Origin of the sequence: Mesorhizobium sp. M0571, assembly GCF_040320985.1 — a bacterium.
In the GTDB taxonomy this organism is placed as follows: Bacteria; Pseudomonadota; Alphaproteobacteria; order Rhizobiales; family Rhizobiaceae; genus Mesorhizobium.
In genome coordinates this window covers 171,943-198,856 of the sequence record NZ_JAMYQT010000008.1, presented here as the reverse complement: position 1 = coordinate 198,856, position 26,914 = coordinate 171,943, and the positions used below count along the sequence as shown (strand labels likewise).

Below are 26,914 nucleotides of genomic sequence, written 5' to 3'. Positions count from 1 at the left end.
TACGGACGCCCCATGAACGAAATCGACCCCGCGCGCCGTTTTTCGCTAGACGCGGTGCGCAAATTCGACGCCCCTGCCGAGAACAACACGGCCGGCGGCATGAACGACGTCGCCCGTCAGGTCGCCTCGCAATACCGGCGCGATACGATGTCGCCGATCATGGTGAGCGGCGTCCTGCGCATGGTGGAATTCGCGCTGCTGTTGGTGTCAGGTCTTGCCGTCTATTTCTATTATGTCGGCTTTTTCAACTATCTTGCCTGGCAATACTCGCTGACGATCGCCGCCACCTCGTTCCTCGCGGTCGTTCTGCTCGACGTCACCGACTGCTACCAGATCGTCGCGCTGATGCGGCCGATCGCCAATTTCGGCCGTCTTCTGCTGGTTTGGGCCGGAACCTTCGCCTTGATGGCGCTCACCGCCTTCACCATGAAAATGTCGGAAGACTATTCGCGCCTGCTCTTCGGCACGTGGTTCGTTATTGGCTTCGTGCTGATCCTGGGTCTCAGGCTGGTGATGTCGAAGCTGATCCGGCGCTGGGCGCGCGACGGGCGCATGGAGCGCCGCGCCGTCATCGTCGGCGGCGGAAAGGCGGCGGAGGTGCTGATCCGCTCAGTCGAAAAGCAGCCCTACAACGACATCCGCATCTGCGGCATCTTCGACGACCGTGGTGACAAGCGTTCGCCGCCGGTTGTCGCCGGCTATCCCAAACTCGGCACGATTTCCGAGCTCATCGAATTTGCCCGCATCGCGCGCATCGATATGCTGATCGTTTCGCTGCCGCTGACCGCCGAATCGCGCGTGCTGCAATTATTGAAGAAGCTGTGGGTGCTGCCGGTCGACATCCGGCTGTCGGCGCATTCGAATGCGCTGCAGTTCAGGCCGCGCGCCTATTCCTACATCGGCTCGGTGCCGATGCTCGATATTTTCGACAAGCCGATCAACGACTGGGATTCGGTCGCGAAACGCGCCTTCGACATCGTCTTTTCGATCATCGGCATCATCGTGTTCTCGCCGGTGATGCTGGCGACCGCGATCGCGATCAAACTCGACAGCAAGGGGCCGGTGCTGTTCCACCAGAAGCGGCACGGCTTCAACAACGAGATCATCGAGGTCTACAAGTTCCGGTCGATGTACACCGACAAGGCGGACCCGACGGCGAAGCAGACCGTGACCAAGAACGATCCGCGCGTCACCCGCGTCGGCCGCTTCATCCGCAAGACCTCTATCGACGAATTGCCGCAGTTCTTCAATTCGCTGTTCGGTTCTCTGTCGCTGGTCGGGCCGCGCCCGCACGCCATTGCCGCGCAGTCGCACAACCTTCTCTACAATGAGGTGGTCGACGGCTATTTCGCCCGCCACAAGGTCAAGCCCGGCGTGACCGGCTGGGCTCAGATCAATGGCTGGCGCGGCGAGATGGACACCAACGAGAAGATCCGCATGCGCACGGAATACGACCTCTATTATATCGAGAACTGGTCGCTGCTGTTCGATCTGAGAATCCTGTTCCTGACGCCGATCCGCCTGCTCAACACGGAAAACGCGTATTGAGCGCGATGGCCTACGAATTGCCGGCGGCAGCGGTCAACGCCAAGCTGATCGCCCTGATTGCGTCGGGGGCGGTTTTCCTCGGCGTCTTCCTATCTGGTTTCGTCATTGCCGAGCCGGCGCCATACGACCTCTATATGATCGGGCTGATCGTGGTGTGGCCCTTGTTCGGCCTGCGCATCCAGCGCGCGGCGGTGCCGCTGCTCGTGCTGCTGGTGATCATGAACGTCGGCGGTATGATCTCGATGACGCAGATGTCGGACCTCGCCGGCACGCCGCTCTATCTCGCCGTCTCGCTGTTCCTGGCCCTCACCGCGGTTTTCTTCGCTTCGGTCACTGCCGTCCAGCCCAGTCTCTACCGGGTGATCTTCGTCGCCTATGTGGTGTCGGCAGTGCTGACTTCGCTGGTCGGCATTGCCGGCTATTTCCATGCCTTTCCAGGAGCGGAGATCTTCACCAAATACGACCGTGCCGCCGGCGCCTTCCAGGACCCGAACGTGTTCGGGCCGTTCCTGGTGCTGCCGGGCATCTACCTGCTCTATCTGCTACTTACGGGTTCGATCGCGCGCATGCCGCTATTGGCGTTGCCGCTGCTGATCATCACCGCCGGCATTTTCTTTTCCTTTTCGCGCGGCGCCTGGGGCATGTTCGCCGTTTCGGCGATTCTGCTGACCGGGGCCTTGTTCCTGCAGAGCGCCAGCGGCAAGTTCCGGCTGCGCGTCGTCGTCATGACCATCGCCGCCGTCGCGCTGCTGGTCGTTGCAATGATCGTCATCCTGCAGCTGCCGGGCGTGGCGGAGATGTTCTCGAACCGCGCCCAACTCGAACAAAGCTACGACACCGCCCGCCTCGGCCGCTTCGCCCGCTACACGATCGGCTTTCAGATGGCACTGGAGCATCCGTTCGGCATCGGCCCGCTCGTCTTCGGCAAGATCTTCGGCGAGGACACGCACGACATCTGGCTGAAGATGCTGATGGATTACGGCTGGCTCGGCTTCGTGTCGTTCCTGACGCTGACGTGCTGGACGATCGCCGCCGGCTTCCGCATTCTGCTGCGCGACCGGCCCTGGCAACCTTATCTCCTATGCGCCTATGTCGCCTTCATCGGCAATATCGGGCTCGGCACCTTCATCGACATCGATCACTGGCGGCATGTCTACCTGCTGCTCGGGCTGATCTGGGGCGCCATCGCGCTCGAATACCGCCATCAGTGGCAGTTGCGGGCGGCGCGGCGACCGGCAGCTGCAACTACTGTTGCTTCGGGCAGGACAGCAGCCGAATTCGGTTGACCGGACCCGGTCTATCACGATACATCGCGACCGGTCCGGAGTGTAGCGCAGCCCGGTAGCGCACTTGACTGGGGGTCAAGGGGTCGTCGGTTCGAATCCGGCCACTCCGACCATTTCAACAAGGACTTGCCCCCAAAGTCCCTTCCTCTCAATCCCGGTTTCCATCCAGCTGCAGTCGTCAGGGTTGGGACCTCGATGATTGACTATTGGCAAACATCCACCCACTCGGCTTCGACGAGTTCGGCCATGCGTTGCGGGCTGAGACGCACCGCCGCATTCGCTGCGCCTGCCGCGGGCACGACTTCGTCAAAAGCGCGCAGCGACATGTCGCAATAGACCGGCAGCGGCGCGGGCAGGCCGAACGGACATACCCCGCCGACGGGATGTCCGGTCGCGGCGAACACCTGCTCGGCGTCCAGCATTCGCGCCTTGCCGCCGAACCGGTCCTTGAATTTGCGATTGTCCAGCCTGGAGATGCCGCTGGCGACGATGAGCATCGTCTGGTCGCCGGCGCGCAAGCAGATCGTCTTGGCAATCTGCGCCGGCGCTACGCCATGCGCTTCGGCGGCCAGAGGCACCGTCGCCGAGCTGGCTTCCGTGACGATGACATCGATGTCGGGCGCACGGGCAGCGAAGAAGGCGCGAACGGATTCGAGGCTCATCTCCGACAATTCCCGTCTCGCGTTGCCATGGCGGCCGGCAAGTCCGCTAAGCGGCCGGCAAAACGAAGCCCGCCAGGGCAACCCATGGCGAGCTCGTCGAATAAACGCATGGCACTAGGCTACGAGACCGATCGCCTTTCCGCAGGCAAGACGGCTTCGTCGAACAGAGCGCTTTCCGGAAGTTGAAGCGCGGAGGCTATACGCCGACGTTTCGAAGGATCGGCATCCTTGCCGCTTTCGATGTCGGCAATCTCATAGGCTGCCAGCCCGCACGCCAGGGACAGCTCTTCGATGCTGTATCCACGGGCTTCCCGGGCGGTTCGGACGGCACTGCGTTCAGGCGTAACCGCGCTCGCCGCCAGTTCGGAGTAAGGTTCGCGTTTTGCTATTTGGGGCATTGGCAACTCCGTGGGATGAAAGAGTTAGATCAAATCATGTTGTTGCCTGAGACGGTCGGGAGAATGCCTGCTCGCTGGTGATTTGCCAAGCATCAAAGATAGCGTCACGGCATCGTGAACCGACGCAGGAATGGTCATACGGCACGTCTTTCCTATCAAGTTCTTTTGAATGGCCGGACGCCGAATCGTTCGACGATTTCGAGCCGCCAACTCGTTAAGCGGCTGTTGCTGGCGCGCCAGCCGTTTTGAAAAGGATCAATCCCATGAATTTGAAGACCTTCGCGATCGTGCTTGGCACGATTTCCGGCCTTATCGGGATCACATTAGACGTGACGCAGGCGGCGGACACCATGCGCGTGCGCGGCACGGTCGTCAGCCTCGCCGGGTCGACGCTGACCGTGAAGACGCGCCAAGGCGACGCCGACACGATAGCTCTTGCGCCCGGCTGGAAAATCTCCGGCGTTGCCAAAGCGTCGGCAGACGATATCAAGCAGGGCGACTTCGTCGGTATCGCCTCCGTCGCCAAGGCGGACGGCGGCAGCGGGGGGCTGGAAGTGGTGATCTTTCCTGCGGCCCTCAAGGGGACCGGCGAAGGCGACCGCCCCTGGGACCTGCAGCCCAACAGCCGGATGACCAACGGCACCATCGCCGATGTGACGAATGTCGACGGCCGCACCGTGACGTTGATCTATGACAATGGCCAGCAGAAGAATATCTCGATCCCGCAAGCCACGCCGATCGTGACCTTCGCTGCCGCGACACCGGCCGACCTCAAGCCCGGCGCGACGGTCTTCGTCAACGCCGAGCGCGGCAAGGGCGGCACACTGACATCCGGCCGGGTCGTCGTCGGAAACAATGGCGTGGTGCCACCGATGTGAGGTGAATGGCGTGCCGAGGCGTGATCGACCGGTAGCCCGGTGGGGCAAAGGTCTTCAGACACGGCTCAGAAACAAAATTCTACAGTCCGGAGACACTGGCGAAAAATTCCAGGGCGATAGTCCTAACCGCAGCGCTCGAGTCACCGACCTAAATCAGTGACGCTCAAATTCCGCCTGCGCAAAAAAGGAAACGACGTCATAAAGAAGTCTCTTCTCTCCGCCCTTGGACTTGCAATCGCACTTGCCTTCTCGATGCCGATCATCGGCGCGAGCAACGCGAATGCGGCGACGATGCACACCACCGTCAAGAAGCATCATCGCCATCACTACCACCACCGCGTCCACCACTACCGCCATCATCACAAGAAGGTTGTGGCGAAGAAGTACTGAAAACACCTTAGGACAGACAGCCGGCAAGCAGGCATTCTTGGTCTTTGATCAAGGGCGGCCAGCTTGCCGGGTTTGCCGCGTCAGCGAAAAATGCGGCCGTCCGCTGACGACCGCAATTTCCCATGTCTCAATGTGCCGACCTTGATCGCGCTCGCGGCGTTTTTTGCTGCCCGCCGCCAAGGAACAGACTGGCGACGAGCCCGACCAGAACCAGCCCAACAGCGGCCGCCGTCGCCGGGTGATCACGGGCGGTCTTCTCGATCGCCCGGCCTTGCCTTCTGATCGCCGGCAAGGCGTCGCCGAGGCGCTCGGTGATGTCCGAATAATAGTCCGACGCGGTATCGCGCCCGTCTTCGTAATAGGCGCCGCCTCGCTTCAACACGGCTTTCTTCAAGGTGGCCAGTTCTCTGGTCAGGGCCGCGACCTGCTTGTCCAGATCGGTGTCGGAGATGCTCGAAAGCGATGCCATGACGTGGTTCCTTCATCTGCAGAAGGAAGCCTAACGCATGACCCCGAAGACCGTTCCGGTTTGCCCCGGCGGGCTCTAGCGAACCTGATCGAGCAGGCGCTTGCATTCCAAGAGGTCGAACAGCGCCTCCTGCAGCAATGCGCGATTGTCACGGGAAAGTTTTGACGCGTCCGGCGGAACCGGGCCTTCCTCGTCGGTCTTGCCGATGCCGAAAAAACGACGGCTGGGTTTCACCCTCGGTTGACCGACCAGCATTTCGTCGTCCGGGCCGCGCGGCTGCGCCGCTTGCGTCAGCGGCACCGCGTCAGCCTGTCGGCGCTGCGAGATCGCCTCGACCGCCGCCATATCGCCACTGCCGACGGCGATCAGGAACTGGTTGCCGTTCTCGCGCAATAGCTTCTGCACGCCCTTGATCGTATAGCCCTGATCGTAGAGCATATGACGAATGCCCTTGATCAGCTCGACGTCCTGCGGCCGGTAGTAGCGGCGGCCGCCGCCGCGCTTCATCGGCTTGATCTGGTTGAAACGCGTCTCCCAGAAGCGCAGCACGTGCTGCGGCAAATCCAGATCCTCCGCGACCTCGCTGATGGTGCGGAAAGCATCGGGGCTCTTGTCCATGGGCAAATCCTCACGCTAGAGCATGATCGCGAAAGGCGGGAACCGGTTTTCGGGCAACATCATGCTTAAACAAAGAGATCAGCTTTCCGCCCCACCGGAACGGATCACACCCAAATACCGATCCGGCCTGCCGAATCGCATCTTATTTCAGCGGTTTATGAAACAATATTCAAGCCCGGCGTAAAAGCAGGGTTCGTTTTTCAACCGAAGCCTGGAGCATGATTCTCGGCAAGGGAGATTGGGCGTCTACTTGCTGCCCTTGGCCTTGCTGGTTTGATGGGAGCGCAGGATGCGGTTCTTCAGCACGTTCGACGACTTGAAGGTCATCACCCGGCGCGGCAGGATCGGCACTTCCTCACCGGTCTTGGGGTTGCGCCCGATGCGCTCGTTCTTGGAGCGGACATGGAAGGTCGCGAAGGACGACAGCTTCACCGTCTCGCCGCGAACGATCGCCTCGCAGATCTCATTCAGCACCGCCTCGACAAGCTCGGCCGATTCAGTACGCGACAGCCCAACCTTGCGGTAAACGGCTTCGGCGAGGTCGGCGCGCGTAAGTGTCTTTCCCCCCATACGAACCGTCCCATCAGCTCAAAAAAATAAATCGATACAAGCAACGGCAGAGCCTAAGTAATTGATCCGTCAAGGTCAAGGACCCGAACCCGTTAGTTCGGCACTTACCAACGGAGCAGCACCGCCCCCCAGGTGAAGCCCCCGCCCATCGCCTCAAGCAGCACCAGGTCACCCTTTTTGATGCGGCCGTCGGCGACGGCCGCGGACAGTGCCAGCGGCACGGAAGCAGCCGAGGTGTTACCGTGCAAATCGACGGTCACCACCACCTTCCGCTCCTCTATCCCGAGCTTTTTGGCCGAAGCATCAATAATTCGTTTATTGGCTTGATGCGGCACGAACCAGTCGAGATCGGCGGCGCTGATGCCGGCCTGTGCGAACGTCGCCTCGATGACGTCGGTGATCATGCCGACCGCATGCTTGAACACTTCGCGGCCCTCCATCCGGAGATGCCCTACCGTTCCGGTGGTCGACGGCCCACCGTCGACGAAAAGCTTGTCCTTGTGGATGCCGTCGGAGCGCAGGCTGGCCGCCAGAACGCCTCGGTCGGCGATGCCGCCTGCCCCAGCGCCTGCTTCCAGCACCATTGCGCCGGCGCCGTCGCCGAACAAAACGCAGGTCGAGCGGTCGTTCCAGTCGAGAATCCGCGAAAACGTTTCCGAGCCGATCACCAGCACCCGTCTGGCCAAGCCGCCGCGGATATAGAGGTCGGCGGTCGTCACCGCATAGACGAAGCCCGAGCAGACCGCCTGCAGGTCGAAGGCAAAACCGTGGTGCATGCCGAGCCGGTTCTGGATCTCGACCGCGGTCGCGGGAAAGGTGTTGTTGGGCGTGGAGGTCGCCAGCACGATCAAATCGATGTCGGCTGCAGTCAGGCCGGCGCTGTCGAGGGCTGCGCGCGCGGCCGCCTCGCCCAGCGAGGCCGTCGTCTCGTCGTCGGCCGCGATGTGGCGCTGGCGAATGCCGGTGCGCTGGACGATCCACTCGTCTGAGGTCTCGACCATGCCTTCGAAGTCGGCATTCTTCATGATGCGGCGGGGCAGCGCGGCGCCCGTGCCGCGCACGACTGATCTGATCAATGCTCTTTCCTATTCCTTTGCGTCGATGACGACGTCGGATTTCCGGATTGTCTGGGCATTCGGATTGCGTGCGTGGAACAGGTCGAGATCAGCCTCGATGCGGTCAAGCAGATTGTTGCGCACCATGTCGTAGCCAAGCTCGATCGCCGCCGCGAAGCCATCCGAATCAGCCCCGCCATGGCTTTTCACCACGATGCCGTTCAATCCCAGGAAGACGCCGCCATTGGAGCGGCCGACATCCATCTTCTCGCGCAGGCGATCGAAGGCGGTCTTGGCGAAGACATAGCCGATCCTGGCCATCAGCGTCCGGTTCATCGCCGCGCGCAGATAGCCGGCGATCTGCCTGACCGTGCCTTCCGCCGTCTTGAGCGCGATATTGCCGGCAAATCCTTCGGTAACGACGACGTCGACAGTGCCCTTGCCGATGTCGTCACCCTCGACAAAGCCATGGTAGTTCATCGAGGCCATGTTGGCCTCGCGCAGCATACGACCCGCCTCCTTGACCTCCTCCTGACCCTTGATCTCCTCGACGCCGACATTGAGCAGGCCGACGCTCGGCCGTTCGATGCCGAAAACCGAGCGCGCCATGCCGGTGCCCAGAATGGCAAAATCAACCAGTTGATGCGCATCCGCACCGATGGTGGCGCCGACGTCAAGCACGACGCTTTCACCGCGCAATGTCGGCCAGAGCGCCGCGATCGCCGGGCGGTCGATGGTCGCCATGGTGCGAAGGCAGAATCTGGACATCGCCATCAGCGCGCCGGTATTGCCGGCCGAGATGCAGGCGTCGGCAGTGCCTGCCTTGACCGCCTCGACGGCTTTCCACATCGATGATTTCCAGCGGCCATGGCGCAGCGCCTGGCTCGGCTTGTCGTCCATCCTGACCGCGATCTCGCAGTGGATGAACTCGCTCACTTCCGCCAGCTTGGGGAATTTGGCGAGTTCGGGCCTTACCACTTCTTCACGCCCATAGATGACGAAGCGTATATCCGGACGGCGGGTGGCGACGGTCATGAGCGCCGGGATGACCACGCTTGGCCCGTGATCGCCGCCCATGGCATCGATGGAAATCCTGATCACGCGGTGTTCATCTCACGGTTGCTTGGCCAGCGGGCTTGCCAGGGTACGGGGCTCGCGAAGGTTCGGCGAAAATAACGGTTTTGGGCTGCCGCACAACCAACTTTTCTCAAATTGGGTCAGCTATCAGGATTTTCCCAGCAGTGATCTGAGCTTTTGCTGGAATTCATTCTCCACAGGCTCGGCATCGCCGGCAGCCTCCAGCGACACACCCGACTTGCGCGGATAGGGATCGATCGCCAAGCCAAAGAACTGCTCGGCAAGCGCCCCGACGTCGATCGCGTCGCCGGAAAACGTTTCCGGGCTGTCCGGCCCTTCGGCGTCGAGCAGGATCTCACCGCCACTGTCGAAACCTTGCCGCCCGAGCTTGGAGTGTTCCGGCAGGAACAGCGCCTCGACCGGCTCGTCGATATGCGCCTGGACCGGGTCGAGGGTGATGATGCAGGCCTGCGTTATATCGGCCTCGACATGGCCGCTGACTTTCACCCCATTGCGCTTCCACGGCTCGACCAGGAGTTCGGCGCGATAGTTCTCGACCGAAAGCAGCTCGTGCTCGACGGCCAGCACGGCGCGCTGCCCGGCGTCGGCGTCGATCACCACCGGCAGCCCCTTTTGCGGCAGCCGGGCGACATTTGCCAGGAAGGACACTGGGCTGTGGGTATCAGGATGTTTCATCTTCGCCTCCACTGCGCCGCCTTCACTCAGTCCGCCTTCGCTCAGAGTTGGCCACGGGAAATGCCACCGTGCCGGAAACGATCGATTCAGTCGGCTGTTCCGTGAGTTGCCTTGATGCATCGGCGGCATAGAGTGCCAGCTGCGATGCCTGCGGCCAGACGCCGGCATCGGGCCTGACATTGCGGGCAAGGGCGGTGGCAAGTGCATCATGGTCATTTCGTTTCAGCGCATCGTCATAGGCGGCGGTGCGGCCGTAGAACATCTTCGCCAGTTTCCGCATGCGCTTCGGCACGCCGACGTCGCCGATGCCCAGTTCCCGCAGAGAATGTTCGACATCCATGAAGAACTCGTCGATCAGCACCTGCGCAACCTCTGCCGCAGCACCGCCCTCGCCGCGCAGCCGGTGCTGGAACAGGAACATATGCAACGACAGCATCTCGAAGCGGCCAAGCGGCGTGTCCGGCACGTTCCAGTCGGAATAAAACACCGTCTGCCGCGCCGCCGCCACGATTTGTGCGTAAAGCGCCTCGGTGATGGCGCGGTTGGCATGACGTTCGCGGCCAAAGAGGCGCTGGAACATTGAGGGTGGTCTCCCGGGACCGTTTGTTGAAGTGGCCTTGTTGCATCGGCAAGCAAGCTGGTTTACCGGTTTTGCGGCCCAGCGCAAGTTGCGGCCAGCTTATGGAGTTGTAGTTGCACGCGCTGAAATTCAAGTCGACTTTCCTGCCCAGGCCCGCCGGTGCGGTTTCGCTGCTGGTGATCGCTGCGGCGCTTTCCGCCTGCAATTCGTCCAAGATGATCGGCGATCTCAATCCCAGCGAGACGCTGACGCAGGGCTACGTCATCGACCAGCAGGCGATCGACCTGGTGCCTGTCGGCTCGAGCCGCGAACAGGTGCTGCTGGCGCTCGGCACTCCCTCGACGAAGGCGACCTTCGACAACGAGGCCTTTTATTACATTTCGCAGACGCGCAAGCGCTATGTCGCCTTCGACAAGCCGCGGCTGGTCGACCAGCATGTGCTGGCGGTCTATTTCGGCGATGATGGGCGCGTCACCCAGATCGCCAATTACGGCTTGAAGGACGGCAAAGTGTTCGACTTCATCTCGCGCACCACGCCGACCGGCGGCAAGGACCAGAACTTCCTCAGCCAGATCATCAGTGGCGCCAGCAAGCTGGCGCCCGGTGTTCCCGGCGGCAGCGGTGGCAGCACGCTCGGCGGCACCTGATCCACCCCGACGGTATCGGCTTCTTTCTTTTCTCTTCCCTCCCCGGAAGCAGCACATCTCAGGCAATGAAAAACCCGCGGGAGCGATCCCGCGGGTTTTTGTTTCGAGCCGTAGCGACCGAGCTTAGCCGTGCGCGAGCACGGCCAGCAACAGCAGCGCGACGATGTTGGTGATCTTGATCGCCGGGTTGACCGCCGGGCCAGCAGTATCCTTGTAGGGATCGCCAACCGTGTCGCCGGTCACCGAGGCCTTGTGCGCTTCGGAGCCCTTGAGGTGCTTGACGCCGTCCTTGTCGACGAAGCCATCTTCGAACGACTTCTTGGCGTTGTCCCAGGCACCGCCGCCGGAGGTCATCGAGATGGCAACGAAAAGGCCGTTGACGATGACGCCGAGCAGCGAGGCGCCGAGGGCGGCAAAGGCGGATGCCTTCGAACCGGAGATCAGGAGGACGCCGAAATAGACCACCAGCGGCGCCAGCACCGGCAACAATGATGGAACGATCATCTCCCGGATCGCTGCCTTGGTCAGAAGGTCGACGGCGCGCGCATAGTTCGGCTTCGAGGTGCCGGCCATGATGCCCGGATCCTCGCGGAACTGCTTGCGCACCTCCTGGACGATAGCACCCGCGGCGCGGCCGACGGCGGTCATGGCGATGCCGCCGAACAGATACGGGATCAGGCCGCCGAAGATCAGGCCGGCGACGACATAAGGATTGGAGAGGTCGAAGGAGACCTCGCCCATGCCCTGGAAGTAGGGGTATTTGTCGCCATTGGCGGCAAAGAACTTGAGGTCGTTAGAGTAGGCCGCGAACAGCACCAGCGCGCCAAGTCCGGCCGAACCGATGGCGTAGCCCTTGGTTACCGCTTTGGTGGTGTTGCCGACCGCGTCGAGCGCGTCGGTGGACTGGCGCACTTCCTTGGGCAGGCCGGCCATTTCGGCAATGCCGCCGGCATTGTCGGTAACCGGGCCGAAGGCGTCGAGCGCGACGATCATGCCGGCGAGGCCAAGCATCGTCGTCACCGCGATCGCCGTGCCGTAGAGGCCGGCAAGCTGGTATGTCGAGATAATGCCGCCGACGATGACAATCGCCGGCAACGCCGTCGATTCCAGCGAGACCGCGAGGCCCTGGATGACGTTGGTGCCGTGACCGGTGACCGAGGCCTGGGCGATCGAGTTCACCGGGCGCTTGTTGGTGCCGGTATAATATTCGGTGATCACCACGATCAGGCCGGTTACCAAAAGGCCGACCAGGCCGCAGATGAACAGGTTCGTGCCGGTGATGGCCATGCCGGCGACAGTGCCGATCTCGCCCCAGCCGATGCATGCCGAAGTGGCGACGGCAAGGCCGACGATCGACAGCAGGCCGGTGACGATCAGGCCCTTGTAGAGCGCGCCCATGATCGAGCCGCTGGAACCGAGCTTGACGAAGAAGGTGCCGACGATCGAGGTCAGGATGCAGGCGCCGCAGATGGCCAGCGGATAGAGCATAGCTGCACCGAGAACGGCGGTGCCGCCGAAGAAGATGGCGGCGAGCACCATGGTGGCGACGACGGTTACCGCATAGGTCTCGAACAGGTCGGCGGCCATGCCGGCGCAATCGCCGACATTATCGCCGACATTGTCGGCGATGGTGGCCGGGTTGCGCGGATCGTCTTCGGGAATGCCGGCTTCGACCTTGCCGACGAGATCGCCGCCGACGTCGGCGCCCTTGGTGAAGATGCCGCCGCCGAGACGGGCAAAGATCGAGATCAGCGAGGCGCCGAAGCCGAGCGAAACCAGCGAGTCGATGACGACACGGTCATCGGGCTGAAGGCCCATGAATTGGGTGAGGATCAAATAGTAGATCGAAACGCCAAGCAGGGCCAGGCCAGCAACCAGCATGCCGGTGATGGCGCCCGACTTGAAGGCGATCTCAAGGCCGGCAGCAAGGCTGTTGGAGGCGGCCTGCGCGGTGCGCACATTGGCGCGCACCGAGACGTGCATGCCGATGAAGCCAGCGGCGCCCGATAGAACGGCGCCGATCAGGAAGCCGATGGCGGCGGTGATCGAAAGCAGCCACCAGGCGAGCAGCAGGACCACGACGCCGACGATGGCGATGGTGGTGTACTGGCGCGCCAGATAGGCCTGCGCGCCTTCGCGGATGGCCGCGGAAATTTCCTGCATGCGTGCATTGCCCTGATCGGCCGCGAGGACCGAACGTGTCGCCCAGATGGCGTAAAGGACTGAAAGCAGACCGCAGGCGATGACAGCTGAAATTATGGTCATTGCCGAATTTTCCTCGATTGGTGGCCCAAAAGAACCCCTCCCCGGGCCGTTGAGACAGGGGACGAATTTTCCGCAACCGGAATCCGTCCCTTCGCAGCGGCTTATGCGAAACAGGGCTCGGAACGTCAAGATATTGTTCGGTTTTTGCCCGGCTTTCCCCCAAAAGACCCCGGGTTTCGCCCAAAAGGCTGGACGGCAGCGCGCCTCTCGACACTGCCGTCCGATTAGATCGATTGAAATCGGCGAACGACCGGTCAGGCTTTGCGCAGGTCGCGGTCCGGCTGGATGACGAAGATCAGCACCGCCAGCATTGTCATGTAGAATTTGAACGCAGCTTCCTGACCGTTCCATGTCGAAGACTGCCACATGGCGAACCACTCGCCGCCAACGACCATGAAGCCGAAATACCAAACGAGGAAACCCATGGTGGCGGCTATGATGGCGAACGTCTTGGCATCATTGAAAGCCTGTCCGCTGGCGTTGCGCGCCTGCCAGAGTTGCCAGGCGGCGATCAGATAGAGCAGGCAGGTCAGCGCCTCGCCAAGGATGATCAGCCAGTAGCCTGCCGTCCACAAGGCTGGGCTGGTGATAGAGCGGTACATCAGCGCATTGCCGGGAAAGGTCGTATCCATGCTCAGCACATGCTGGACAAAGGCGAAGTTTGAGCCGTAATCGGTGATGTTGCCAAAGGCGACGAGGAAGGCGAAAGCCCCCAGACACAAACACATGACGATCTTGGAGAAACGCGCGGTCATGGCAAGAACTCCTGCTGAAAGATCGGAGCATCGCACTCATCAATCGCCGAGTCCCGAAGATCGCGCAACGGGGAGTCCAGTGATCATAGTGCTCACGGCTGTCGCGAGACATTATGCCGGCAAGCAAGACATTGCCGAGACTGTCGAAGCCCTTGATCTCGACAGACATTGTGCCGTGGGCGACCTTGTCTCCGTGGTGGGAGCCGGTACACAGCACGATTTCGCCATCATCCGCCGTCGCTGGATCACCAGCGAGACGGGCACAAGGCTCGAACTGACGCTCGATCATCCGGCGCGTTCGAGCGGCCACTGAAAAGAACGAACTTTGCCCGAGAGGCTACTCCACCTCGCGTCCCATGCGCCGCGCGGTGTAGCGCTCGATCGCCGACAGCCCGTCATAGATCAGCACGGCAAGGGCGGCGACGATCAGGCCGCCCTGCAGGATGAAGGCGAGGTTGTTCGACAGCAGGCCGGCGATGATCACCTCGCCCAGTGTCCTCGCCGCCACCGTCGAGCCGATGGTCGCCGTGGCGAGGCTGATCACCACCGACAGCCGGATGCCGCCGAGGATGATCGGCGCACTGAGCGGCAGTTCGACCTTGACCAGCCTTTGCCAGCCGGTCATGCCGGCGCCGCGCGCCGCCTCGACTACATTCTCCGGCAGCGTGGTCAGACCGGTCAGCGCATTCTCGAAGATCGGCAGCAGGCCGTAGAGAAACAGTGCGATCAGCGTCGGCTTCTCGCCGAAGCCGACAGCCGGCACCGCCAATGCCAGCACCGCCACCGGCGGAAACGTCTGGCCGATATTGACCAGGCTGCGCGACAGCGGCAGGAATTCGACGCCGGCCGGCCTGGTGACCAGGATGGCGAGCGCGACCGCGACGAAGGTCGCGGCCAGTGTCGCGATCAGCACGGTCCGCAGATGCAGCAGCGTCAGCGTCAACAGGCTGCCCTGATTGTAGATTACCGGCGCGTTGTTCTCGGTCAGCGGCTTCAGCAGCGGTTCGAACCATCCGGGATTGGTGACGAAGGCAATAAGTAGCACCACCAGGGCAAGCCTGAGCAGCGACGGAAGCCAGGCTTTCATGCCGGCCTCGCCGCGCGCTTAACCAGCCCGTCCACCGTGACGCGGCCAAGCGGCTTGCCGTCGGTATCTTTCACCGGCAGCGCCGGGCGGCCCGACCACAGGAGTTCGGCCAGTGCGTCGCGCTGGCTGGCGTCACCGGGGATTGCCTCACCTGCGGCCGTGCCTTTTTCCACCGCGTCGCGAACCCGGCCAAGCGACAACAGCCGGAACGGTTTTTCGCTGGCGCCTACCAGGGTCTCGACAAACGCGCTGGCCGGTTTCGCCAGTATCTCGGCCGGCCCGGCATATTGCACCACTTTGCCGCCATCCATTACCGCGATCTTGTCGCCCATATGCACGGCCTCTTCCATGTCATGGGTGACAAGGATGATAGTGGTGCCGAAGCGCTTCTGGATCGCCAGCAGATCCTCCTGCGCCTTGTTGCGGATGATCGGATCGAGCGCGCCGAACGGCTCATCCATCAACAGCACGTTGGGTTCCGCGGCAAGCGCGCGGGCGACGCCGACGCGCTGCTGCTGGCCGCCGGAAAGCTCATGCGGATAGCGTGGCCCGTAGGCTTCCGGGTCGAGCTGGTAAAGCGTCATCAGCTCGTCGACACGGAGCTTGATGCGTTTGGCATCCCAGCCGAGCAACACCGGTACCGTGGCGATATTCTGCGCCACCGTGCGATGCGGAAACAGGCCGTGGCCCTGGATGGCGTAGCCGATGCTGCGACGCAGCTCATAATCCGGCACCGAGCGGTTGTCGGCGCCGTCGAGCTTGATCACGCCCGATGTCGGCTCGACCAGCCGGTTGATCATGCGAAGCAGCGTCGTCTTGCCGGAGCCGGAGGTGCCGACGATGACGGCGATGCTGCGCGGCTCGACTACTATCGACACGTCGTCGACGACTGTCGTCTCGCCGTAGCGCTTGGTGATGCCTTCGATCTCGATCATGCCGTTTCAACCCTGCGCTTGCTGGCGGTCATTTCGATCACTGCATCGAGGATGATGGCGGCGGCGAAGGCCAGCGCCACCGTGGGCACGGCCCCCAGCAGCACCAGGTCCATCGCCGTCTGACCGACGCCCTGGAACACGAACACGCCAAAGCCGCCGCCGCCGATCAACGCGGCAATCGTGGCGAGGCCGATATTCTGCACCAGCACGATGCGGATGCCGGTGAGGATCACCGGGAAGGCCAGCGGAAACTCGACGTCGAACAGCCGCTGGCGGTCGGTCATGCCCATGCCGCGCGCTGCGTCGTTGGCGGCACGCGGCACACCGGCAAGGCCGACCACGGTGTTGGCCACCACCGGCAGCAGCGAATAGAGGAACAGGGCGACGAAAGCCGGCGCTGTGCCGATGCCGCGAATGCCGAGCGCGGCAGCACCCGGCACATGCGAAGCGACCCAGCCGAGCGGTGCGATCAAGAGGCCGAACAGCGCGATCGAAGGAATGGTCTGGATGATGTTCAGCACGTTGAGCACGCCGGCCCGCAATTTCTCGACGCGATGGCAGAGGATGCCGAGCGGCAGGCCGATAATCACCGCAGCCGCCAGCGAACCCAGCGCCAACGTCACGTGCTTGGAGCCTTCCGCCCAAAAACTATCGGAGCGATTGAAATATTCCTTGAGGATCGACAGGCTGTTCCAGCTTCCCGAGACGAGCAGCAGGCCGATCGCCGCTGCGGCGACAACAAGCACGCCGACCCGTGCCTGCGGCGACAGGTACAGCCTTGTAAGCACGTCGGCGAGCAGAAGGGTGAAGGCGAAGATAAGCAGCCAGAAGCCCGAAGCCGGCGAGATACGGGCGAAGGTGTTGCCGGCGGGCGTCAGGAAGCTGCCGGCAACGCCGATCAGCAGCGCCAGCGCCGCAAGTGCAACCACACTGGCGGCGAGGCGCAGAGCAAGCGGCGTTTTCAGCAGCGCAATGAGCGCCGCTGCGACAACAATCGCCATCAACAGCGGACCGACCGTCGCGGGCAAAGATTCGAGGATCGAGCGCGCCTCACCGGGTACGATGCGATTGGCGCGGAAGGTGGCGAATGGCGCCGCAAAAGCCGCATAGGCCGATATCGCCGCGATGACCACGCCGAGCTTGTCGAACCGGATGCGCACGCCCTCCCCCATCGGCCGATCCGGCGCACCTCGAAAGCGGAGCGCCGGAATCGCCTTACTTCAGGAAGCCGTTCTTTTTCAAAAAGTCCTCAGCGACGCCCTTGACCGGCTCGCCGCCAACCTGCACGCGGCCATTCAACTCCTGCAGCGTGACGAGATCGAGCTTGGCGAAGACCGGCTTCAGCAACGTCTCGATTTCGGGATGCTCCTTCAGCACCGCCTCGCGGATGATCGGCGCCGGCTGGTAGACCGGCTGCACACCCTTGTCGTCTTCAAGCACGACGAGGCCGGAGGGCGCGATGCCGCCGTCGGTGCCGTAGACCATGGCGGCGTTGGCGCCGTTGGTCTGGTTGGCCGCAGCGGCAATGGTCGCCGCCGTATCGCCGCCCGACAGCGTGATCAACTGGTCCGGCTTCAGCGTGAAGCCATAGGTCTTCTGGAAAGCGGGCAGCGCGGCCGCCGAATTGACGAACTCGGCAGAGGCCGCCAGCACCACCTTGCCGCCGCCCGAGACGTATTTGCCGAAGTCGGAGAGGGTGACGAGCTTGTTGGTATCGGCGACTTCCTTGCGCAGGGCGATCGCCCAGGTGTTGTTGGCCGGTGACGGTGACAGCCAGACGATCTTGTTAGCGTCGTAGTCGAGCTTCTTGGCAGTCTCGTAGGCCTTGGCGGCATCTTTCCACACCGGATCGTCGGCCTTCTCGAAGAAGAAGGCGGCGTTGCCGGTGTATTCCGGATAGATGTCTATCTCGCCGGCTGTAATCGCCTTGCGCACCACAGGTGTGCCGCCGAGCTGGATGCGGTCGGTGGTCTGGATATTGTTGGCGTTCAGCACCAGTTGGATGATATTGCCGAGTACGCCGCCCTCGGTGTCGATCTTCGACGACACCACCACCTGGGCACTCGCCGAGGCCAACGCAATTCCGAGCGCTAGTACAGCGCCGGCCAGAACCCTGATTGAAAACATCTCACAAATCCCTTGCTGTGAACCGGAATACGGCTGCCGCATATGAGCATGGCTTCGATGCCCCGTCGGGGTACACGGTTTCATAAGAAGGGGGATGGGCGCAATAATTTTGTTCGGATGCGAGTGACTCCGCTGTTGCCTCGTCCCGACAGCGTGACGTCAGTTGGCCGCGCGCAAACCCGTCATCTTCAACACGCCCAGTGCCACGAAGCACAGCACGACGACCGGGAAAATCATCCAGTTCAACATCTCCCAGCCCCAGGCATTGTAGACCGCCCCCGACATCAGCGAGGCGAAGGCAACGGAGCCGAACAGGACGAAATCGTGGAACCCCTGGACCTTGCCTTTTTCGGATGACTGGTAGCTGTCGGCCACCATGGCGGTGGCACCGATGAAGCTGAAGTTCCAGCCAAGGCCGAGCAGGATCAGCGCCGTCCAGAACTGCCACAGTGCCAACCCTGACAGCGCCACTATGGCGCAGCCAATCAGCAGCACCAGGCCGATGGCCACGATCCGCTCAGCGCCGAAGCGATAGATCAGCGACCCCGTGAAGAAGCTCGGCGCGAACATCGCCATCACATGCCAGGAAATGCCGAGCGTGGCGTCGTCCGTCGACAGGCCGCAGCCGACCATGGCCAGCGGCGCGCCGGTCATGACGAAGCTCATCAGCGCGTAGCTGCCGACGGCGCAAAACAGCGCCGCGACGAAGCGCGGCCTGGTGACGATTTCCGAGAGCGGCCGGGCGTCGCTGTCGGCGATTTCCACCTTGTCGGTTGCCTTGGCCGGGATGCGCAACAAAGAGAGAATGGCGGCGCCAACCGCCGCCAGCACCAGGATGGACGCAAACGAGCCGGCAAACTTCACCGGCGAGAACAGGTCGCCGGTGAAGATGACGATCTGCGGCCCAAGGATGGCGGTGACGATGCCGCCGGCCAGCACGAAGGAGATGGCGCGCGCCTTGAATTCAGGCGGCGCATTGTCGGCGGCGGCAAAGCGGAACTGCTGGACGAAGGCGCCCCCGATGCCGATCACGGCCAAGCCGAAAGCGAATAGCCAGAAGCTGGCATGAAACAGCGCCAGCGTGGCGACCAGCCCGCCAAGCGCCGTGACCGCTGTGCCGGTCATGAAGCCGTCGCGCTGGCCGAGCCGGCGGATGATCGCCGCGGCCGGCAGGGAACCGAGCGCCACGCCGACATTGAAACCGGTGATCGGCGCGGTTGCCAGCGACTTGTCAGCATCGAGCAGGTACTGCCCGGCCAATCCGCCCATGGAAATGGCGATGGGTGCGGCCGAGCCGATGATCGCCTGCGAGGCTGCGAGGATGAAGGCGGTGCGACGCGCTTCCTTGCCCGCCTCAACGGCGACGACAGCAGTCATGAGGCGTCCTTGCCGCGGCCCTCGCCACGCACCCGGCGCGACACGCGATCAAGCACCGCATTGACCAGTTTCGGCTCGTCTTCCTCGTAAAATGCCTTGGCGATGTCGACATATTCGGAGACGATGACCGCCACCGGCACGTCCTCGCGCTTCATCAGCTCGTAGACGCCGGCGCGCAATATGGCGCGCAACGTCGAATCGAGCCTCGACAGCGGCCAGTCCTCGGTCAGCGCCTGGCGGATGATCGGATCGATGGTCTTCTGGTGCTCGACGACGCCGGCAAGAATGGCGCGAAACCATTGCGCATCGGCTTCGCGATAGAGCGCGCCATCGACTTCCTTGCCGAGCCTGAACGCCTCGTATTCGGCGGTAGTCTCAAACACGCCGCTGCCGGCGACATCCATCTGGTAGAGCGCCTGTACGGCGGCCAGTCGGGCAGCACCGCGCTTGTTGGCGTGGCGAACCGCAGGCTGGCCGGGCGAAGCGGGTTCGCTCACGATCGCTCTCCCAACTGCTGCTTGAGCGCAATCATGGTCAGCGCCGCACGCGCTGCAAAGCCGCCCTTGTCGCCTTCCGAACGCCTGGCCCGCGTCCAGGCCTGTTCGTCGTTTTCGGTGGTCAGGATGCCGTTGCCGATGCAGATCGAGTCCTGCACGGACAGGTCCATCAGCGCACGGCTGGATTCATTGGCGACGATATCGAAATGATAGGTGTCGCCGCGGATCACCGTGCCGAGGGCGACGAAACCGTCATAGCTCGTCCCGCCTTCGGAGGCGCCGTCGAGCGCGAAGGAAATCACCGCCGGGATTTCGAGCGAGCCAGGAACGGTGACGACATCGTATGTCGCGCCCGCTTCGTCGAGCGCGCTGGTCGCACCTTCGAGCAGCGCGTCGGCAAGATCGTCGTGAAATCGCGCCTCGATGACAAGAAGGTGCGCTTTCTTCTTCGGACGGATGAACGCTTTGCCGTGTTGGGAGGTGCCAGCCATAGATGTCTCCGGGGATCGCCGGTGACTTAGGCCGAAGCCGGTTTGATCGCAAGCGGAAGATTGCCGAAGGTGGAAAGGTCTGCGGAACTGTCTTGTTCCCAGCGCGGCACCTGAAGCGGATGACTGGTACCGAGGCTCGAAGCCCAAGCCTGTACCAACCGGTGATCAATCACACGGCCGGCGTCCACATCGGCCATTGCCCCGCGCGTCAGTTGCTCCTCCAGGTTGGAAGTCCGTCCGCTCTTGTCCATCAAAGCCCCTCCTTCGCCGCCTCCACCAGTCGCGCCGCGTAGCGGGCCATGGTGTCGATCTCGAGGTTGACGCGGTCGCCGACCTGTCGCTCGCCCCAGGTGGTGACGGTCAGCGAATGGTGGATCAACAGCACGTCGAAGCGGGTGCCTTCGACCTTGTTGACAGTGAGCGAAGTGCCGTCGAGCGCGACGGAACCCTTGGGGGCGATGAATTTGGCGAGGTCGCGCGGTGCTTCCAGGGTGAAGCGAACGGCGTCGCCCTCTTCCTTGCGCGCCACGATCTCGGCCATGCCGTCGACATGGCCGGACACGATATGGCCGCCAAGCTCGTCGCCGATCTTCAGCGCACGTTCCAGGTTGATACGCGTGCCGGATTTCCAGCCCATCGCGGTGGTCAGCCTGAGGGCCTCTTCCCAGGCCTCGACCTCGAACCAGCGTGCGTTGGCGCCATCTTCCGGCAATGCGGTGACCGTCAGGCAGACGCCGCCGCAGGAAATCGAGGCGCCGATAGCAATGGTCTGCGGATCGTAGGCGGTGTCGATGCGCAAACCGACGCCTTCCCTGAGCGGCTTCACGGCAGCGACAGTGCCGACGTCGGTGACGATCCCAGTAAACATCGGCTTGGCCCTAGATGTCCCTTATCCATTCGGCATACGTGTCTTCGCCGAAACGCATGTCGCGCAATTTACGAAACCCTGGCGGGATATGGTTGGCATCGATCGGCGATGCAATGCCGCCCTCGCCGATCGCGTCCGGCCCCTGAAACAGCACGATGCGGTCGACTACTTGTTCGGCGAGGAAGGCCTTGGCGACCTTGGCGCCGCCCTCGATCAGGACGCTGGCCATGCCGAGTGCCGCCAGATCCTCGAGCAGTTCCGGCAGCGCAATATCGCCTTCATACGTCTCAGTGCCGATGAAGCGCACGCCGGCGCGTTCGAGCGCGGCCCGCCGGTGCGGATCGGCCTCGGCGCAGGCCGCGACATAGAGCGGAACACGGTCGACGCCGGCAACCAGTTTCGAGGTCTCCGGCAGCCTGATCTGGCGGTCAAGCACGATGCGCGCCGGCGAACGGTTCTCAAGTCCCGGCAGCCGCACCGTCAGTGCCGGATCGTCCTCCAGCGCCGTGCCGATGCCGATCAATATGCCATCGGCTTCGGCGCGCATCAGATAGACTTCGCGCCGGGCAATATCGCCGGTGATGGAGACCTGCCCCTCACCTTTCACGCCGATCTTATTGTCGCTCGAAAGCGCAAGCTTCAGGATCACTTCCGGACGTTTTTTAATAGATCGAATCAAATAGCCGGCCATCTGCTCTGCGGCCTCGGCGGCCAGCACCTTTTCGACCACCTCGACACCAGCGGCACGCAAGATGGCGTAGCCCTTGCTGGAAACACGCGGGTCCGGATCGCTGACGGCGCCAACCACCCGCGCGACGCCGGCACTGACCAGCGCATTGGCGCAAGGCGGCGTGCGGCCGTGATGCGCGCAAGGCTCCAGCGTCACATAGGCGGTGGCGCCGCGCGCCAATTCGCCGGCCTCGGCCAGCGCCTCGGTTTCGGCATGCGGCCGGCCACCGACGGCAGTGACACCGCTGCCTACGATCATCGGCCCGTCGCCATCGTCGCGTACGATCAGCGTGCCGACGGAAGGATTGGTCGAGGTCCGGCCGGCATTTTTGCGCGACAGCCTGAGGGCTGCCGCCATATAGCGGCGATCGAGAAGCTCTTGCTCGGCGGTGCTGCGCTGGGACCGTGCCATGCTCAGCCGGCGTCCTCTTCGCTCTTCACCTCTTCGCCCTTGAGCTCGTCGCCTTTGAGCTCGCCCAGCACGTCGTGGAAATCCTTGGCCTCGCGGAAATTGCGGTAGACGGAGGCAAAGCGCACATAGGCGACATCGTCGAGCGACTTAAGCGCCTCCATGACCAGCCGGCCGACTTCCCCCGAGGCCACTTCGGTCTCGCCCGAGCTTTCGAGCTGGCGCACGATGCCGGTCACCGCGCGGTCGATGCGCTCCGGGTCGACATTGCGCTTGCGGACGGCAATCTCGACCGAACGCAGCAGCTTGTCGCGGTCGAACGGCACCTTGCGTCCAGACTTCTTCACCACGACGAGGTCGCGCAATTGCACGCGCTCGAAAGTAGTGAAGCGGCCACCGCAATCTGGGCAGACGCGCCGCCTGCGGATCGCCGCGCCGTCTTCGGCGGGGCGCGAATCCTTCACCTGCGTATCTTCGGACTGGCAATAGGGGCAGCGCATGGAGAGCCTTCGGTTCGCGATTCTCGTGGAGCGAAAGGCTTAGAGGTTTTTGTGACGGTGGCAAAGCGTCGGAGACGGCCTCTCGCGCCTCAGAGATAGCGAAGCACGAGGAAAATTGCGAGAGCGGCAGTCAGTTGGCCGGCGATACGCCGATCAGGGCGCGACGTCGCCGGTCGGGAAGCCGCAGGATGTGCCGAGATAGCGATAGGCCTTGGTGAAGCCGTCCATCGATATGGTCGCGACCGGCTTGTCGGCGAAGCTGACATCGAGGGCGCTGGTACGGCGCATGGCACGCAGGACCGCGAGCGTGGTCTCGGTCTTGTTGTTCATCATCCACTGTCCATCGGCGCTGAGATGAAAACTGGTCTTGATCTTGTCGTTGACGTCGCGGAACACCACTGGGATGTTCTCGCCTTTGGGCAAATCACTGTTTTTCACGGCGATGATGAGGCTCGGATAGCCCTCGGGCGGCAGTACGTCGCCATTCGAGATGGCCAGCGTAAGGGTGCCGCTGGTGCCGTTTGCGTCGAAAAAGACCGTCGAGGCGGCGCAGGTCTTGCGCACATCCTCACCGGTGTTGACCTCGTCCACCGTGATGGACCACCTGCCGAAGGTCTCTGTCTTGGGTGCTGCCGGGGTCGGCTCGGTCTGCGCCAAGGCGGCCCCCTGCAAGGTGGCGAGTGTGAGCACGACGCCAAAGCCGGCGAAACGGAGAGTTTGCATCATAAAGCGTCTCCGCAGTTGCCGTGCTGCCGCACCGGGGTTGTCACGGACACAGATGACACCCGGCGTCGGTCAACCAAGATATGGATAGAGTGGAAAACGATCGGTCAATGCCGCTACCTTGGCCTTGACCGCCGCCTCGACTGCAGCATTGCCTTCGTCGGAATTAGCAACTTTCAGCCCATCCAGCACTTCGGCGATCAGCTTGCCGATCTCGCGGAACTCGGCCTGCCCGAAGCCGCGCGTGGTGCCGGCCGGCGTGCCGAGCCGAACGCCCGAGGTGACGAAGGGCTTTTCCGGATCGAAGGGGATGCCGTTCTTGTTGCAGGTGATGTTGGCGCGGCCAAGGGCAGCCTCGGCGCGCTTGCCGGTGGCGTTCTTGGGACGTAGATCGACCAGCATCAGATGGTTGTCGGTGCCGCCGGACACGATGTCGAGACCGGTTTCCTGCAGGCTGGAGGCCAGCGTCTTGGCATTGGCGACGACGCTCTCCGCATAGGCCTTGAAGCTCGGCTTCAGCGCCTCGCCAAGGGCCACCGCCTTGGCGGCGATGACGTGCATCAGCGGACCGCCCTGCAGGCCGGGGAAGACGGCCGAATTCATCTTCTTGGCGATGTCCTCGTCATTGCACAGGATCATGCCGCCGCGCGGGCCGCGCAGCGACTTGTGCGTCGTGGTGGTCACCACATGGGCATGCGGCAGCGGTGACGGATGCATGCCGCCGGCGACCAGACCGGCGATGTGGGCCATGTCGACCATCAGATAGGCACCGATCGAATCGGCGATCTCGCGAAAACGCTTCCAGTCCCAGACGCGAGAATAGGCCGTGCCGCCGGCCAGGATCAGCTTCGGCTTGGTCTCATGGGCGGTCTTCTCGATCGCGTCCATGTCAAGCAGATGATCGTCCCTGCGCACGCCATAGGATACGACCTTGAACCACTTGCCGCTCATATTGACCGGCGAGCCATGCGTCAGGTGCCCGCCGGAATTGAGGTCGAGGCCCATGAAGGTGTCGCCGGGCTGCAGCAGCGCCAGGAACACCGCCTGGTTCATTTGGCTGCCGGAATTCGGCTGGACGTTGGCGAAGTTGCAGCCGAACAGCTTTTTCGCGCGCTCGATGGCCAGGCCCTCAGCGACATCGACAAACTGGCAGCCGCCATAGTAGCGCTTGCCCGGATAGCCCTCGGCATATTTGTTGGTCATGATAGACCCTTGCGCCTCGAGCACGGCACGCGAGACGATGTTCTCGGAGGCAATCAGTTCGATCTCGTGGCGCTGGCGGCCGAGTTCGTTGCGGATCGCGCCGAAAATCTCGGGGTCGGCATCGGCAAGCGTGGTTTCGAAGAAGGATTCGAATTTGTTCGACACTGCCGCTGCTGTTGCCATGGGTTGAAATCCTCAAGTTCGGGGTCTGTCGCGCCATTAACACAGTTGCTTTCGGCCCGCCACGTTTGCAGCGCGAAATTTGCTGGCCGGATTGCGGCAGCGGGGTTGGCAGGTCTCTATTTCCTTGCCTGCCGGCCCTTCAGCAACGCCTCAGTGAGCGTGATTTCGGTGAACAGCGCCTGCATCGTATGGTCGTTGATCTGACCGCTGCGAAACATTGCGCGCACGGCCGCGCGTTCAGCCTCGATGCCGGCCAGCCTCAATTCGAGCTCCAGCCGTCCGGCTTCGCGGGCCTCGGCGCGCGCCTCGTCCGCCTCGTCGGAGGCAGCGATGCGGCGCCGGTAGCCGGCGACGATGCTGTCGGCGGCGGCAAGCCGGGCGCCGGGTATTTCCCGTTCGTCGCCGTCGGTCGCGCCGGCCATGCTCTCGATGCGGGCAATGGCGGCCCTGGCCGCACCGACACGCGCAAGACGCTCCTCGGCAGCGCCAGGATCCTCGCCCGGCTCGACCAGCCCACGTGCCACCTTGGGCAAGGCAAGGCTGGCAATGAGCAACGAGCAGATGATGACGCCGGCGGCGAGGAAGACCACCACGTCGCGCGCCGGAAAGGGCGAACCGTCCGGCATGGCGAGCGGCAGCGACAGGATGCCGGCCAGCGTGATGGCGCCGCGCACGCCGGCGACAGAGCCGGCGATCCGAACGCGCAGCCCGAACGGCTCGGCCTTGCGCTTGCGCAATCGCGCCGAGAGGCGCGTCGCGATATCGCCGATCCAGATCCACAGGAAACGCAGCCCGATCAGGCATAGCGTCAGCGCGACCACGGTGGCGATCGGCTGGATGACCGGATAGCGGCTGCCGAGTTCAGGCGGCACGTTGCCAATGATTTCGGGAAGCTGCAGCCCAAGCAGGATGAACAGGGCACCGTTGAAAACGAAGGAAAGCGTCGTCCACAGCGATATCGTTTGCATGCGCGCCGAGACGCCGAGAAAGCGGAAAATCCCGGAGCCGCCGGTGAGCAACCCGGCGGTGACCGCCGCCAGAATGCCCGAGGCGCCGACATGCTCGGCGCCGAGATAGGCGATGAACGGCAGCAGGACCATGACCAGCACCTGCGCCTCGGCCGGAACGCCGCCGATACGGTTCAGCAATTGCAGCACCTTGGCGGCGACGAACAACGCCGCCACGCCGGCCAGGATGCCGGCTCCGACGGCGTAGAGGAAGGTTACTGACGCGGCTGCGAAGGAGAAGCTGCCGGTCAATGCAGCTGCCACGGCGAAGCGAAACATAACGAGGCCCGACGCGTCGTTGAGCAGCGACTCGCCCTCCAGAATATGCATCAGCCGGGCCGGAATCACGCTCTTGTCGACGATCGAGGAGACGGCCACCGCATCGGTGGGCGACAGCACCGCAGCAAGCGCGAAAGCGACGACGAGCGGGATGCTCGGCACCAGCCAGTGCAAGGCGTAGCCGAAGCCGACAATGGTGAAGAAGACCAGCCCGATGGCTAGGTCGAGGATCGGCCCGCGCAGTGCGATCAGTTCGCGCTTGGGCGCTCCATAGGCATCACCGAACAGCAGCGGCGGGATGAACACCAGCAGGAACAGCTCAGGATCGATCTCGACATGCATGCCGCGCACCGGCCAGGCGAGTGCTGCACCGATAGCGATCTGCAGCACCGGCAGCGGCACCCGCACCATCCGGACCAGCGCGCCGGAAACCGCGACAAAGATGAGCACGACCAGAATGAACATAGCGACATGCATGATGCGATTCCGACTACGGCGCCGCGCGTCCTTTTGCCCGGCGATCGGTCCAGCAAAGATTGCCCCGAGAGACCCAGCAACGAAAAAGGCCGCCCTCGCCGGCGGCCTTTTCAGAAAGAAATCAGATC

Annotated in this window: 31 protein-coding genes and 1 tRNA gene; 7 read left to right on the top strand and 25 right to left on the bottom strand. The window is 63.0% G+C overall.

The window, feature by feature from the left end; all coding sequences use genetic code 11:
- Window positions 1-12 precede the first annotated feature (12 nt).
- The 3 genes from NKI85_RS12800 (at window position 13) to NKI85_RS12790 (ending at window position 2,947) form a co-directional block, all read left to right on the top strand.
- Window positions 13-1,548 carry an undecaprenyl-phosphate glucose phosphotransferase gene (locus NKI85_RS12800; RefSeq protein ID WP_352525240.1) on the top strand — a complete coding sequence of 512 codons (1,536 nt, stop codon included), beginning with the start codon at window positions 13-15 and terminating at the stop codon, window positions 1,546-1,548.
- Entirely contained in the window at window positions 1,545-2,834 is a 1,290-nt protein-coding gene (locus tag NKI85_RS12795; protein WP_352525242.1) for an O-antigen ligase family protein, read from the top strand. The genes NKI85_RS12800 and NKI85_RS12795 overlap by 4 nt, the downstream gene beginning before the upstream one ends.
- A 36-nt stretch (window positions 2,835-2,870) precedes the next feature.
- Window positions 2,871-2,947 (top strand) — tRNA-Pro (locus NKI85_RS12790).
- 90 nt (window positions 2,948-3,037) lie between these two features.
- Here the strand turns inward: NKI85_RS12790 and NKI85_RS12785 are convergent.
- On the bottom strand, window positions 3,038-3,496 hold the full coding sequence (locus NKI85_RS12785; RefSeq protein WP_352525261.1) for a YbaK/EbsC family protein: 459 nt from the start codon (window positions 3,494-3,496) through the stop codon (window positions 3,038-3,040).
- A gap of 119 nt (window positions 3,497-3,615) precedes the next feature.
- The gene (locus NKI85_RS12780; RefSeq protein WP_352525262.1) at window positions 3,616-3,894 is read right to left on the bottom strand and encodes a helix-turn-helix domain-containing protein; all 279 of its coding nucleotides are present in this window, start codon (window positions 3,892-3,894) and stop codon (window positions 3,616-3,618) included.
- A 263-nt stretch (window positions 3,895-4,157) separates the two neighbouring features.
- On the opposite strand from NKI85_RS12780, the gene NKI85_RS12775 reads away from it, so the two are divergent.
- A complete protein-coding gene (locus tag NKI85_RS12775; RefSeq protein WP_352525263.1) occupies window positions 4,158-4,772 on the top strand; it encodes a hypothetical protein in 615 nt (204 codons plus the stop codon).
- Window positions 4,773-4,928: 156 nt separating this feature from the next.
- On the top strand, window positions 4,929-5,162 hold the full coding sequence (locus NKI85_RS12770; RefSeq protein WP_352525265.1) for a hypothetical protein: 234 nt from the start codon (window positions 4,929-4,931) through the stop codon (window positions 5,160-5,162).
- A 127-nt stretch (window positions 5,163-5,289) separates the two neighbouring features.
- Here NKI85_RS12770 and NKI85_RS12765 read toward each other — a convergent pair whose 3' ends face one another.
- From NKI85_RS12765 to NKI85_RS12735, 7 genes are all read right to left on the bottom strand, one after another.
- Window positions 5,290-5,631, bottom strand: a complete 342-nt coding sequence (locus NKI85_RS12765; protein ID WP_352525266.1) for a hypothetical protein — start codon at window positions 5,629-5,631, stop codon at window positions 5,290-5,292.
- Window positions 5,632-5,706: 75 nt separating this feature from the next.
- Window positions 5,707-6,249, bottom strand: a complete 543-nt coding sequence (locus NKI85_RS12760; RefSeq protein ID WP_352525268.1) for a MerR family transcriptional regulator — start codon at window positions 6,247-6,249, stop codon at window positions 5,707-5,709.
- A gap of 246 nt (window positions 6,250-6,495) precedes the next feature.
- A complete protein-coding gene (locus NKI85_RS12755) occupies window positions 6,496-6,819 on the bottom strand; it encodes an integration host factor subunit alpha (RefSeq protein ID WP_352525270.1) in 324 nt (107 codons plus the stop codon).
- 104 nt (window positions 6,820-6,923) lie between these two features.
- Window positions 6,924-7,895, bottom strand: a complete 972-nt coding sequence (locus tag NKI85_RS12750; RefSeq protein ID WP_352525271.1) for a beta-ketoacyl-ACP synthase III — start codon at window positions 7,893-7,895, stop codon at window positions 6,924-6,926.
- A gap of 9 nt (window positions 7,896-7,904) precedes the next feature.
- Entirely contained in the window at window positions 7,905-8,975 is a 1,071-nt protein-coding gene (plsX, locus tag NKI85_RS12745; protein ID WP_352525273.1) for a phosphate acyltransferase PlsX, read from the bottom strand.
- A 123-nt stretch (window positions 8,976-9,098) separates the two neighbouring features.
- A complete protein-coding gene (locus NKI85_RS12740) occupies window positions 9,099-9,647 on the bottom strand; it encodes a YceD family protein (protein WP_352525275.1) in 549 nt (182 codons plus the stop codon).
- Between the two features lie 22 nt (window positions 9,648-9,669).
- A complete protein-coding gene (locus NKI85_RS12735; RefSeq protein ID WP_352525277.1) occupies window positions 9,670-10,227 on the bottom strand; it encodes a ubiquinol-cytochrome C chaperone family protein in 558 nt (185 codons plus the stop codon).
- Window positions 10,228-10,340: 113 nt separating this feature from the next.
- Here NKI85_RS12735 and NKI85_RS12730 point away from each other — a divergent pair, with 113 nt between their 5' ends.
- Window positions 10,341-10,874 carry an outer membrane protein assembly factor BamE gene (locus tag NKI85_RS12730; protein WP_352525278.1) on the top strand — a complete coding sequence of 178 codons (534 nt, stop codon included), beginning with the start codon at window positions 10,341-10,343 and terminating at the stop codon, window positions 10,872-10,874.
- A 123-nt stretch (window positions 10,875-10,997) separates the two neighbouring features.
- On the opposite strand, the gene NKI85_RS12725 is transcribed toward NKI85_RS12730, so the two are convergent.
- Both NKI85_RS12725 and NKI85_RS12720 read right to left on the bottom strand, forming a co-directional pair.
- The gene (locus NKI85_RS12725) at window positions 10,998-13,139 is read right to left on the bottom strand and encodes a sodium-translocating pyrophosphatase (RefSeq protein WP_352525279.1); all 2,142 of its coding nucleotides are present in this window, start codon (window positions 13,137-13,139) and stop codon (window positions 10,998-11,000) included.
- 254 nt (window positions 13,140-13,393) lie between these two features.
- A complete protein-coding gene (locus NKI85_RS12720; protein ID WP_352525280.1) occupies window positions 13,394-13,894 on the bottom strand; it encodes a DUF2165 family protein in 501 nt (166 codons plus the stop codon).
- Window positions 13,895-13,973: 79 nt separating this feature from the next.
- Here NKI85_RS12720 and NKI85_RS12715 point away from each other — a divergent pair, with 79 nt between their 5' ends.
- Complete coding sequence (locus NKI85_RS12715; protein WP_352525282.1) at window positions 13,974-14,207, top strand: hypothetical protein; 234 nt, start codon at window positions 13,974-13,976, stop codon at window positions 14,205-14,207.
- A 24-nt stretch (window positions 14,208-14,231) separates the two neighbouring features.
- Here NKI85_RS12715 and NKI85_RS12710 read toward each other — a convergent pair whose 3' ends face one another.
- From NKI85_RS12710 to NKI85_RS12645, 14 genes are all read right to left on the bottom strand, one after another.
- On the bottom strand, window positions 14,232-14,981 hold the full coding sequence (locus NKI85_RS12710; RefSeq protein WP_352525284.1) for an ABC transporter permease: 750 nt from the start codon (window positions 14,979-14,981) through the stop codon (window positions 14,232-14,234).
- Window positions 14,978-15,916, bottom strand: a complete 939-nt coding sequence (locus NKI85_RS12705; protein ID WP_352525286.1) for an ABC transporter ATP-binding protein — start codon at window positions 15,914-15,916, stop codon at window positions 14,978-14,980. Before NKI85_RS12705 ends, NKI85_RS12710 begins: the two co-directional genes overlap by 4 nt.
- Window positions 15,913-17,088 carry an ABC transporter permease gene (locus tag NKI85_RS12700; protein WP_352525288.1) on the bottom strand — a complete coding sequence of 392 codons (1,176 nt, stop codon included), beginning with the start codon at window positions 17,086-17,088 and terminating at the stop codon, window positions 15,913-15,915. The genes NKI85_RS12705 and NKI85_RS12700 overlap by 4 nt, the downstream gene beginning before the upstream one ends.
- Window positions 17,089-17,131: 43 nt before the next feature.
- Window positions 17,132-18,043: a glycine betaine ABC transporter substrate-binding protein OsmF gene (gene osmF / locus NKI85_RS12695; RefSeq protein ID WP_352525290.1), complete on the bottom strand. Its 912-nt coding sequence runs from the start codon at window positions 18,041-18,043 to the stop codon at window positions 17,132-17,134.
- Window positions 18,044-18,202: 159 nt separating this feature from the next.
- Entirely contained in the window at window positions 18,203-19,420 is a 1,218-nt protein-coding gene (locus NKI85_RS12690; protein ID WP_352525292.1) for an MFS transporter, read from the bottom strand.
- On the bottom strand, window positions 19,417-19,917 hold the full coding sequence (nusB, locus tag NKI85_RS12685; protein ID WP_352525293.1) for a transcription antitermination factor NusB: 501 nt from the start codon (window positions 19,915-19,917) through the stop codon (window positions 19,417-19,419). The genes NKI85_RS12690 and nusB overlap by 4 nt, the downstream gene beginning before the upstream one ends.
- Entirely contained in the window at window positions 19,914-20,408 is a 495-nt protein-coding gene (gene ribH, locus NKI85_RS12680) for a 6,7-dimethyl-8-ribityllumazine synthase (protein ID WP_352525294.1), read from the bottom strand. Before ribH ends, nusB begins: the two co-directional genes overlap by 4 nt.
- 26 nt (window positions 20,409-20,434) lie before the next feature.
- Window positions 20,435-20,659 carry a hypothetical protein gene (locus tag NKI85_RS12675; RefSeq protein WP_352525296.1) on the bottom strand — a complete coding sequence of 75 codons (225 nt, stop codon included), beginning with the start codon at window positions 20,657-20,659 and terminating at the stop codon, window positions 20,435-20,437.
- Window positions 20,659-21,276 (bottom strand): riboflavin synthase, encoded by a 618-nt coding sequence (locus tag NKI85_RS12670; protein WP_352525298.1) that lies wholly within the window; start codon window positions 21,274-21,276, stop codon window positions 20,659-20,661. Before NKI85_RS12670 ends, NKI85_RS12675 begins: the two co-directional genes overlap by 1 nt.
- A 10-nt stretch (window positions 21,277-21,286) precedes the next feature.
- Complete coding sequence (gene ribD / locus NKI85_RS12665) at window positions 21,287-22,417, bottom strand: bifunctional diaminohydroxyphosphoribosylaminopyrimidine deaminase/5-amino-6-(5-phosphoribosylamino)uracil reductase RibD (RefSeq protein ID WP_352525300.1); 1,131 nt, start codon at window positions 22,415-22,417, stop codon at window positions 21,287-21,289.
- A gap of 2 nt (window positions 22,418-22,419) precedes the next feature.
- Window positions 22,420-22,914: a transcriptional regulator NrdR gene (nrdR, locus tag NKI85_RS12660; protein ID WP_352525302.1), complete on the bottom strand. Its 495-nt coding sequence runs from the start codon at window positions 22,912-22,914 to the stop codon at window positions 22,420-22,422.
- Between the two features lie 153 nt (window positions 22,915-23,067).
- Window positions 23,068-23,640, bottom strand: a complete 573-nt coding sequence (locus NKI85_RS12655; RefSeq protein ID WP_352525304.1) for an invasion associated locus B family protein — start codon at window positions 23,638-23,640, stop codon at window positions 23,068-23,070.
- 69 nt (window positions 23,641-23,709) lie between these two features.
- Complete coding sequence (gene glyA, locus NKI85_RS12650; protein ID WP_352525305.1) at window positions 23,710-25,023, bottom strand: serine hydroxymethyltransferase; 1,314 nt, start codon at window positions 25,021-25,023, stop codon at window positions 23,710-23,712.
- Between the two features lie 116 nt (window positions 25,024-25,139).
- A complete protein-coding gene (locus NKI85_RS12645; protein ID WP_352525306.1) occupies window positions 25,140-26,786 on the bottom strand; it encodes a Na+/H+ antiporter in 1,647 nt (548 codons plus the stop codon).
- Window positions 26,787-26,914 lie beyond the last annotated feature (128 nt).

Coding starts and splice junctions, on each gene's coding strand:
- NKI85_RS12690 (WP_352525292.1), bottom strand. CDS start 19,420: ATGACTGCTGTCGTCGCCGTTGAGGCGGGCAAGGAAGCGCGTCGCACC.
- NKI85_RS12760 (WP_352525268.1), bottom strand. CDS start 6,249: ATGGACAAGAGCCCCGATGCTTTCCGCACCATCAGCGAGGTCGCGGAG.
- NKI85_RS12670 (WP_352525298.1), bottom strand. CDS start 21,276: ATGTTTACTGGGATCGTCACCGACGTCGGCACTGTCGCTGCCGTGAAG.
- NKI85_RS12675 (WP_352525296.1), bottom strand. CDS start 20,659: ATGGACAAGAGCGGACGGACTTCCAACCTGGAGGAGCAACTGACGCGC.
- NKI85_RS12785 (WP_352525261.1), bottom strand. CDS start 3,496: ATGAGCCTCGAATCCGTTCGCGCCTTCTTCGCTGCCCGTGCGCCCGAC.
- NKI85_RS12765 (WP_352525266.1), bottom strand. CDS start 5,631: ATGGCATCGCTTTCGAGCATCTCCGACACCGATCTGGACAAGCAGGTC.
- NKI85_RS12725 (WP_352525279.1), bottom strand. CDS start 13,139: ATGACCATAATTTCAGCTGTCATCGCCTGCGGTCTGCTTTCAGTCCTT.
- NKI85_RS12720 (WP_352525280.1), bottom strand. CDS start 13,894: ATGACCGCGCGTTTCTCCAAGATCGTCATGTGTTTGTGTCTGGGGGCT.
- glyA (WP_352525305.1), bottom strand. CDS start 25,023: ATGGCAACAGCAGCGGCAGTGTCGAACAAATTCGAATCCTTCTTCGAA.
- NKI85_RS12645 (WP_352525306.1), bottom strand. CDS start 26,786: ATGCATGTCGCTATGTTCATTCTGGTCGTGCTCATCTTTGTCGCGGTT.
- NKI85_RS12710 (WP_352525284.1), bottom strand. CDS start 14,981: ATGAAAGCCTGGCTTCCGTCGCTGCTCAGGCTTGCCCTGGTGGTGCTA.
- NKI85_RS12700 (WP_352525288.1), bottom strand. CDS start 17,088: ATGGGGGAGGGCGTGCGCATCCGGTTCGACAAGCTCGGCGTGGTCATC.
- NKI85_RS12655 (WP_352525304.1), bottom strand. CDS start 23,640: ATGATGCAAACTCTCCGTTTCGCCGGCTTTGGCGTCGTGCTCACACTC.
- nrdR (WP_352525302.1), bottom strand. CDS start 22,914: ATGCGCTGCCCCTATTGCCAGTCCGAAGATACGCAGGTGAAGGATTCG.
- ribD (WP_352525300.1), bottom strand. CDS start 22,417: ATGGCACGGTCCCAGCGCAGCACCGCCGAGCAAGAGCTTCTCGATCGC.
- NKI85_RS12705 (WP_352525286.1), bottom strand. CDS start 15,916: ATGATCGAGATCGAAGGCATCACCAAGCGCTACGGCGAGACGACAGTC.
- NKI85_RS12775 (WP_352525263.1), top strand. CDS start 4,158: ATGAATTTGAAGACCTTCGCGATCGTGCTTGGCACGATTTCCGGCCTT.
- NKI85_RS12735 (WP_352525277.1), bottom strand. CDS start 10,227: ATGTTCCAGCGCCTCTTTGGCCGCGAACGTCATGCCAACCGCGCCATC.
- ribH (WP_352525294.1), bottom strand. CDS start 20,408: ATGGCTGGCACCTCCCAACACGGCAAAGCGTTCATCCGTCCGAAGAAG.
- NKI85_RS12755 (WP_352525270.1), bottom strand. CDS start 6,819: ATGGGGGGAAAGACACTTACGCGCGCCGACCTCGCCGAAGCCGTTTAC.
- NKI85_RS12740 (WP_352525275.1), bottom strand. CDS start 9,647: ATGAAACATCCTGATACCCACAGCCCAGTGTCCTTCCTGGCAAATGTC.
- osmF (WP_352525290.1), bottom strand. CDS start 18,043: ATGTTTTCAATCAGGGTTCTGGCCGGCGCTGTACTAGCGCTCGGAATT.
- NKI85_RS12800 (WP_352525240.1), top strand. CDS start 13: ATGAACGAAATCGACCCCGCGCGCCGTTTTTCGCTAGACGCGGTGCGC.
- NKI85_RS12780 (WP_352525262.1), bottom strand. CDS start 3,894: ATGCCCCAAATAGCAAAACGCGAACCTTACTCCGAACTGGCGGCGAGC.